Genomic DNA, 7,809 nt, shown 5'->3' on the forward strand with positions numbered 1-7,809 from the left:
CCCCGCTCGTCGCTCTGAGCGATTCGTGGCGACCGCTCCCGCGTCCTTTCTCGACCCCGCCTTGTTGGCGCGTATCTCCGATCTCGCGCTGTTGGCGCGTACGGTCGTGAACGGTTTCATGCACGGCCAGCATCGATCGCTGCGCAAAGGATCGTCGCTGGATTTTGCGCAGCATCGCTCGTACCAGCCCGGTGACGACCTGCGTCGTATCGACTGGCGGGTGTACGGACGCACCGACCGGTTCTACATCAAGGAGTACGACGCCGACACCAACGCCGGTGTGATCTTCGCGCTCGACGCGTCGGGCTCCATGGACTTCGGCAGCGGCGCTGTCACCAAGTTCGACTACGCGCGCTTTCTCGTGGCGTCGCTGGCGTGGCTGTCGAAGTCGCAGGGCGATCGTATCGGTCTGGCCACGTTCAAGGAAGAATTAGTGGATGTCGTGCCGCCGTCGGTGCGTCATCTGCAGCTGCTGCTGCACACCCTGTCGCGCGCACAAGCGGCCGGGCCGAGCCGGCTGGTGCATTCCATCGAGCGTATCGGTCATCTCACCACGCGTACCGGTATCGTGGTGCTCGTCACCGACTGCTATGAACAGCCGGACGCGCTGGGCCGCGCGGTGGCGGCGCTGCGTATGGGCGGCCACGACGTGATCGTGTTTCACGTCGTGGACGCCGCTGAGAAGCAACTGCCGGGCGACATGCCGGCCACCTTCGAAGATGCCGAGAGTGGTGCGCTGTTGCCGCTGCGACCGGGCGAGCTGCGCGACAAGTATCAGACGTTGATCACCGCACATCACGCGGCTCTAAAGGAGCGCTTCACCAGCGCCGGTGCCGACTACGTGCGTCTCGACACGAGCGAACCCCTCGACCGTGCACTCCACGCCTACCTCGACGCGCGGCTCTCGCGTGGTCGGGTACGCTGACGATCGACTAACCGAGTCATTCGCGCATGGGCATCGGATTCCTCGTTCCTGCATTTCTGGCCGGACTCGCGGCATTGGCGATTCCGCTGCTGCTGCATCTGCGGCATCGCGACAAGGACCGTCCGTTCCGGTTCCCGTCGTTGATGTTCCTGGAGCAGTTGCCCATCCGTACGTCGCAGCGGCAGCGCATCACCGACTGGCCGTTGCTGCTGTTGCGTGCGCTGGCGGTGGCCGCACTCGTGCTTGCGTTCGCGCGCCCCGTACTCACCGACCGCGCAGCTGCCGGCGGTGATACGCGCCGCCGCGCCGTAGTGCTGGTGGTCGATCGCTCGCTCAGCATGGGCTACCAAGGCGTGTGGCCTCGTGCCCTCGATTCCGCGCGTGCGGTAGTGAACGCACTCGGCGCGGGCGACCGCATCGGCGTGGTGGCGTATGACGACGCCTCCGAAGTGCTGCAGCGTCTCAGCGACGACAAGTCGCAGGTTATCGCGGCCATCTCCACGCTCAAGCCGCTGGCCCGCGGCACACGACTCGCGCCCGCGTTGCGCACAGCGCGACAGATGCTGCTCGATGCACCGTTCGCGGCGGCCGAGATTGTCGTGATATCCGACCTGCAACGGGCGGGTGCGGCTGGCATAGCCGCGATCGACCTGCCGGCCGGTGTGAAGTTGCGCAGCATTCCCGTAGGTGCCGCCGAACGCGCCAACAGTGCCGTGCGTGTGCTCGAAGCGCGTCGCGTCATGAACGGCACGCGGTCGCTGCTGGCGGTGAAGGCGCGCGTGCAGTCGCACGAACTGCCGGTCGCGCGCAAGGTAAAGGCCCGCCTGACCGTGAACGGTCGCGACGCCACGACCAGTGAGGTGTCGCTGCAGCCCGACGGCGAAACGGTGGTCACGTTCGCGCCCGTGCCGGCGCCCGAGGATGCGGTGGCGCTGCTGGTGTCATTGGAGTCCGATGCGCTGGTGGCCGACGATACGCTGTACGCCGTGGTGCCGCGCGACGACGCCGTTCGCGTGGCGCTGGTATCGCCGTCAGGAGGGGCGGCCGCTGAGGCACTGTTTCTCGAGCGTGCCCTGGCCATCGGTGGCGCGCCCGCCATTCAGATTGACCGGCTTGCATCGGCGCCGGTGAGCCGCGAATCGCTGGCTCGCACCAGCCTGGTGCTGTTCTGGGACATGCTGCCCTCGGCGTCAGCGGTGGCCGCTTTGCAAGACTACATGACCAAAGGCGGTGGCGTCGTGATTGCCGCCGGTTCGCGACTGGCGGCGCAACGAGGCGACAATTTGCCGCTTCTACCCGTGCGCATGAGCGGATTGGCCGATCGCCTGACCGATCGCGGCGGTACGCTTCGCGATGTACGCATTGAACATCCGCTGTTTACGCCGTTTCGCGAAGTGCCCGATGCTCTGGGTGCCGTGCGCTTCCTGCGCTATCCGCGCGTCGATATCTCCGGAGCAGTCGATGTGCTGGCGCGCTTCGACGATGGACTCCCCGCCGTGCTCGAGCAGCGCATCGGCGAAGGACGACTCCTTGTACTCACCGTACCGCTGGATGCACAGCGCAGCGATTTCCCCCTCCAGCCGGCGTTCCTGCCCTTCGTACGGCAGCTGGTGCTGCATACGTCGGGACGCGATGCCGTACCGCTCTGGCGTTCCACGAGCGAAAGCTGGTCGCTGGCACCATCGGTGAACGATCCCGTGGTGCGCGCGCCCGATGGCACGCTACTGCGCCCGCGGGCGGATTCGATGGGCACCTCCGTGCCACTTGCTGATGCCGGCGTGTACGAGGCGTTCGCGGTGAGTGCCACCGGTACTGCGGTGGGTCGTGTGGCGGCCAACGCCCCGGCCAGCGAATCCGAGCTCACGCCGATGGACACGACCGAATTGTTGCTTGGCGTACGAGACGCCGAGCCCGGTACGATGGCGTCGAACGCGCCGCCCACGACGGTCGAGCTCGAGCGACGCCAGAACCCGTGGCGGGTACTGTTGATCATCGTCGCGTTGGCGCTGGTGCTCGAAACGATCATGGCCACGCGCGGATGGCGCGCCGTGGCCAGACGCGTCCGTCCTGTGAATCCGTTGTCTTCTTCCGTGTCTTCGTCCGCGTCCGCTTCCGATCGGAGTTCCACATGAGTCCCGACCGTCAGCTGCTCACCACCCTCGGTGCGCTGCGTCGCCAGTGGCGGCAGCGCATTCTGCTCGAGTCGCTGGTCTGGATCGGCGCGACCGTACTGCTGGCCGTGCTGGCCACTATGCTAGTGCTCACGCTGTTCAGTGCTGACGGTCGAGCCCCGACTATTGCGCGGGTGGTGGGCTACACGCTGATCGCGGCGGCGTTCATCCGCGGACTCGTGCTGCCACTCATGAAGCGGGCCAGCGACGAGCGGTTCGCGCTGTACGTGGAAGAGCGTGCGCCGCAGCTCGAGCAGTCGCTCATCACCGCCGTGCAGGAAGCGCATGTGCCGGTGAATGAGCGACAGTCAGGGGCGTTGTCCGCACGATTGATGTCGCGCGCGAGCGCAGCGATTGCCCCGCTGCAGCAGCGCGCCGCGTTGGAACGTCCGCGCATGGTGCGCGCGGTACAGATGCTGGGTGGTGTGGCGGCGGTCGCGGTGCTGATGTTCGTGGCGGGTCCTGCCCGTGTGCGCGAAGGCGCGAAACTACTGTTCGTGCCCTTCGGCACGGCGGAAGCGGCGGTACCGATTCGTGCGCTGTCCATCGAACCCGGCAACGCGGCAGTCCCGCGTGGCGGCGCGATCGAAGTGCACGCGGCGCTGGTCGGCTTTGCCGCTGATGGTGCTGAACTGGTGTTTCGCAGCGATTCACTCAGCGAGTGGCAGCGACTGCCGATGAGCCCCGAAGCCGATTCGTCGCGCTTCCGTTCGCGGCTGTTCGATATCTCGAAGCCCACCGAGTACTACGTGGAGTCGGCCGATGTGCGGTCACCCACCTATTTGCTCACGGTGAACGACCTGCCGGCGGTGTCGAACGTGTCACTCGATCTGAGCTTCCCGGCGTACAGCGGCCTGCCCGCCGAGCATGTGGAAGACGGCGGTGATGTGGCGGCCATCGTGGGCACCACGGTCGTGGTGCATGCCAAGGTCACGCGCCAAGTAGCCAGTGGCGTGCTCCGCTTCGACGACGGCACGTCCGCGCCGATGGCGATCGAGGGTGACAGCGCTGTGACCGGTCGCTTTCGCGTGGCGAAGAGTGGGTTCTATCATGTGGACCTGATCACCGCCGACGGCACCACGGTGGCGGGCTCGGTGGAGTACGTGATCGATGCCATTCCCGATCGTGGACCGCGCGTCACCATCGAAGAGCCGGGGCGCGACACGAAGGCGTCGAACACCGACGAAGTCACGGTGGCGGTGCAAGCCAGCGATGATCTGGGCGTAGTCGCGCTCGAACTGCGCTATCGGGTGAACGGCGGACCGGAGAGGCGCATCGTGATGCAGGACAGCACCACACGTCGTCCGCGGGATGCACGCGCCGCGCACACGTTGTTCCTGGAAGAGATGTCGCTGGTGCCCGGAGATCTCGTAGCGTACCACGCCGTGGCCAAAGACGGATCAGGCCATACGGGCAGCAGCGATGTGTACTTCCTCGAAGTGCGGCCGTTCTCGAAGGACTATCGTCAGGCCGAGCAACAGGGCGGCGGTGGCGGCGGTGGCGGTGGTCCGCAGGGTGATTCGCCCGAAGGCTTTGTGGCACGGCAGAAGGAAGTGGTGGCCGGCACGTTCAATTGGCTGCGCGACAGCAGCAGTGCCAGCGGCGGCACCGCCACCAGGAAGCGTCGTGAAGACATCACGACGCTCACCATTTCCGAAGGGCGGTTACGTGGCGATGTGGAGAAACTCGCGAACAGCTTGAAGGAGCGCGGGCTCGCGGCTGGCGACACGATGTTCGCCAAGATCCGTGTGGAGACCGAAACGGCGGCGAGCGCGATGAAGCTGGCCGAGGAGCAGCTGGGGCGTGGACGTGGCACCGATGCGCTGCCGCTGGAGCAGCAGGCACTACAGCATCTGCAGCGCGCCGAGGCGCTCTATCGTGACGTGCAGGTGCAGATGGGCGGTGGTGGTGGCGGTGGTGGTGGTGGTGGCGGACGGAAGGCTGAAGATCTGGCCGACCTGTTCGAGCTCGAGACCGACAAGCTGCGCAATCAGTACGAAGCGGTGCAGCAACAGTCACAGTCGCAGCAGAGCGCGCAGCAGGCGGTCGACGAAACGATCGAGAAGCTGCGGCAACTCGCGCAGCGTCAGCAGCAGGAGAACGAGCGCATGCAGCGCCAGGCCGAAGCCATGCGACAGCGGTTGGGGCAGGAGCAAGGCGGTGGATCATCGGGCAGCAGCGGCGGTGCATCGAGCAGCAGTGGCCGGGCGCAGCAGAGTGGTCAGGGACAGCAGCGGGCGCAGGGCCAGCAGGCCAACAGCGGTGCGCAGCGCGAGCTCGCCCGTCAGGCTGAGGAAGAAGCGCGTCGATTGGAGCGGTTGTCGCGCGAGCAGAACAATCCGGAGCTTGCCAACGCAGCGCAGCGTCTGCAACAAGCGGCCGACGCCATGCGTCGCGCCTCCAGTGGATCGGCGTCGCAAGGCAGTGCGGCGCTGGAAGAGTTGAATCGTGCGGCGCGCAATCTCGAGGGCACGCGCGCCAACGAAGTGAATCGTGGCGTGCAGCAGCTGTCCGATCGCGCGCGTGAACTCGAGGCGCGTCAGCAGGAAATCGCGGAGGGAGTAAAGTCGATGCAGGGCGCGGCGCCCAATACGCGCAACGAGCAGCAGCGGCGTTTGGGCGAGCAGAAGGACGCCCTCGGCAGCGACGTACGCAAACTCGAAGCCGACGCCGACCGACTGGCCCGCGAAGCGCGTCGCGACCAACCCAAGGCGGCGGGCAAGCTGGGCGAAGCGGCGGAGAGCATTCGCGACACGCGGGTGGCGGACAAGATCGACTTCAGCAAGCAGGTGATGCGTGGCGGCTCGGCGGAGTACGCGTCGCAGTTCGAAGGGCAGATCGGTGAGAACCTGAAGGACGTCGCGGAGCGTCTGCGGGCGGCGACCGGAGCGCTGCAGGGTGAGTCGGCGGCCCGCAAGCAGGAGCGGACGCTGGAGCGCACCCGCGCGCTGGTTGAGGGATTGGAGTCGCTGCGGGACCGTGTGGCGGACAAACAAGGCCAGCAGGGCGGCCAGACGGGGCAGCAGGGGCAGCAAAGCGGCCAGCAAGGGCAACCGGGTCAACCGGGGCAGAAAGGGCAGCAGAGCGGCCAGCAAGGGCGGGGTCAGCAGCCGGGCCAAGGCCAAGGTCAGCAACCGGGGCAAGGTCAAGGCCAAGGAGAAGGTCAGCAGAGTGGTAGCCAGGCCAACGGCGGCCGCGGCGGCAACCAGAATGGCGCGCCGCGCAGTGGCGGCATGCCGAGCTTGCGCGAGGGCGGGCAGATGTCGCCCGGCAGCAACAGCGGCTCGGTGATGCCGTCGGGCACACCCGAGCAGTTTGCACGCGAGTTCCGGCTGCGTCGTGAGAACGCCGAGGGGCTTCGCCGCGAGGCAGCGGCGCAGGGCGTGGACACACGTGAACTGGACCGGGCCATCGAAGGACTGCGTCAGCTCGAGAACGGCCGCGCGTTCAGCGATCCGAAGGGGATGGAGCAGTTGCAGACGGCGATGCTGGAGCGCCTGAAGAACTTCGAGTTTGCGCTGTATCGCTCGGTGGGATTGGGAGCCGAAGGTCGTCCGGCCGCCGGGGCTCGTGCCGCAGCTCCGGCGGAGTATCGCGCGCTGGTCGAGGAGTACTATCGGGTGCTGGCGGGGTCGAAGCGGCGACCGTAACGCGTCGCCGCATTCTCAAACCCCACCGGTGCAACCCACTACCCAAAACGCAGAACCCAGAACCCCAAGCCCACCACCCACCACGACTTTCCATTGCACCAACAACAAGAGCAAAAGCCGGAACACGGATGACACCGATCACATCGAAACAACACCGATAAGCCAGAAGCGCAGACCACGTTGTGACAGTGGCATGGCTGTCGATGTGCCACTCACCGTAGTCGGCGTCTATCGAATGCCATTCGACATCCCCGATATGGGACAAACGTTGCTGCGCGAGTCCGATCGATTGAGCAACGTGTTCAGCATCCGGCAACTCGAGGCAACCTCACTTGCTGGGGCGACGCGTCCAGATGAGGACCGCGCCGCAGAACGGATCTCCAGCGAATCCCGCCGGCACCTCGGCAGGCGACGAGTACACCTCCACGGCGCGGACGTTGCTGACGTCGACGTATGCGTCGAGGTCTTGTGTCCGGCTCAGCACTTCGACGCCGTCCACCCACACCGAAGGCTCACATTCCTTGATCCCCAAGCGGGTGTAGAACTTTGCGCTGAATGATTTGACTGGAAGCACGCCGACACCAGGCAAAGACCTCATGATATCGGCAAAAATGAGCGGATTGCGCCGCTGAATGGCCGCTTCGTCAAGAAACAAGCCGACGCCGGACGTGCGGCGCACCTCGAAACCCGCGTAGGATCGCACCGCGCGCACAGTTACCGCTCGGAGCGTCGTTGGCGGGCGCTGCAACACGATGCGCTCCGGCTCAGATCCGCCGTCGACAATATCGACCACGAGGCGACGCGGGAGGTAGCCGAGCGCGCGCACGTAAATCGACTGCGTGCCGAGTGCGAGGCGCGGCAGCACGAAGCGTCCGCTCGAATCGGTCACCGTGGCGACGTAATTCTCGGCGGCCGCCACCTGCGCCCGTTCTACACCGCCCCCGGTGGGATCTCGCACGAAGCCTACCATCTGCCCACGGCGTAACCCGGCGGATACGAACAGATCACGTCGTAGGATGCCATCGACTGGAACTTCGAGCTCGACGACGCCCGACGAGTCGGC

The 7,809-nt window shown here is 66.2% G+C and carries 4 protein-coding genes; 3 read left to right on the forward strand and 1 reads right to left on the reverse strand.

Translation table 11 applies throughout. The annotated features are described in order from the left end of the window. The 3 genes from ACESNG_RS19735 to ACESNG_RS19745 all read left to right on the forward strand — a co-directional run. Positions 1-925 (forward strand): DUF58 domain-containing protein (locus ACESNG_RS19735; RefSeq protein WP_373060420.1); only part of this gene is annotated, 925 nt, incomplete at its 5' end. A gap of 26 nt (positions 926-951) precedes the next feature. Next, entirely contained in the window at positions 952-3,057 is a 2,106-nt protein-coding gene (locus ACESNG_RS19740) for a VWA domain-containing protein (RefSeq protein ID WP_373070500.1), read from the forward strand. Then, positions 3,054-6,746, forward strand: coding sequence for a DUF4175 family protein (locus ACESNG_RS19745; protein ID WP_373070502.1), 3,693 nt, complete (start codon positions 3,054-3,056; stop codon positions 6,744-6,746). The genes ACESNG_RS19740 and ACESNG_RS19745 overlap by 4 nt, the downstream gene beginning before the upstream one ends. Before the next feature lie 328 nt (positions 6,747-7,074). Here ACESNG_RS19745 and ACESNG_RS19750 read toward each other — a convergent pair. Further along, the coding region (locus ACESNG_RS19750) for a carboxypeptidase regulatory-like domain-containing protein (protein ID WP_373070504.1) at positions 7,075-7,809 on the reverse strand (735 nt) is incomplete at its 5' end.

The sequence above is a fragment of the Gemmatimonas sp. genome (assembly GCF_041689975.1).
Classification (GTDB): Bacteria; Gemmatimonadota; Gemmatimonadetes; order Gemmatimonadales; family Gemmatimonadaceae; genus Gemmatimonas.

What these genes read in the sequence shown, in the direction of transcription:
- ACESNG_RS19740 (WP_373070500.1), top strand. Translation starts at nt 952, where the DNA reads ATGGGCATCGGATTCCTCGTTCCTGCATTTCTGGCCGGACTCGCGGCA.
- ACESNG_RS19745 (WP_373070502.1), top strand. Translation starts at nt 3,054, where the DNA reads ATGAGTCCCGACCGTCAGCTGCTCACCACCCTCGGTGCGCTGCGTCGC.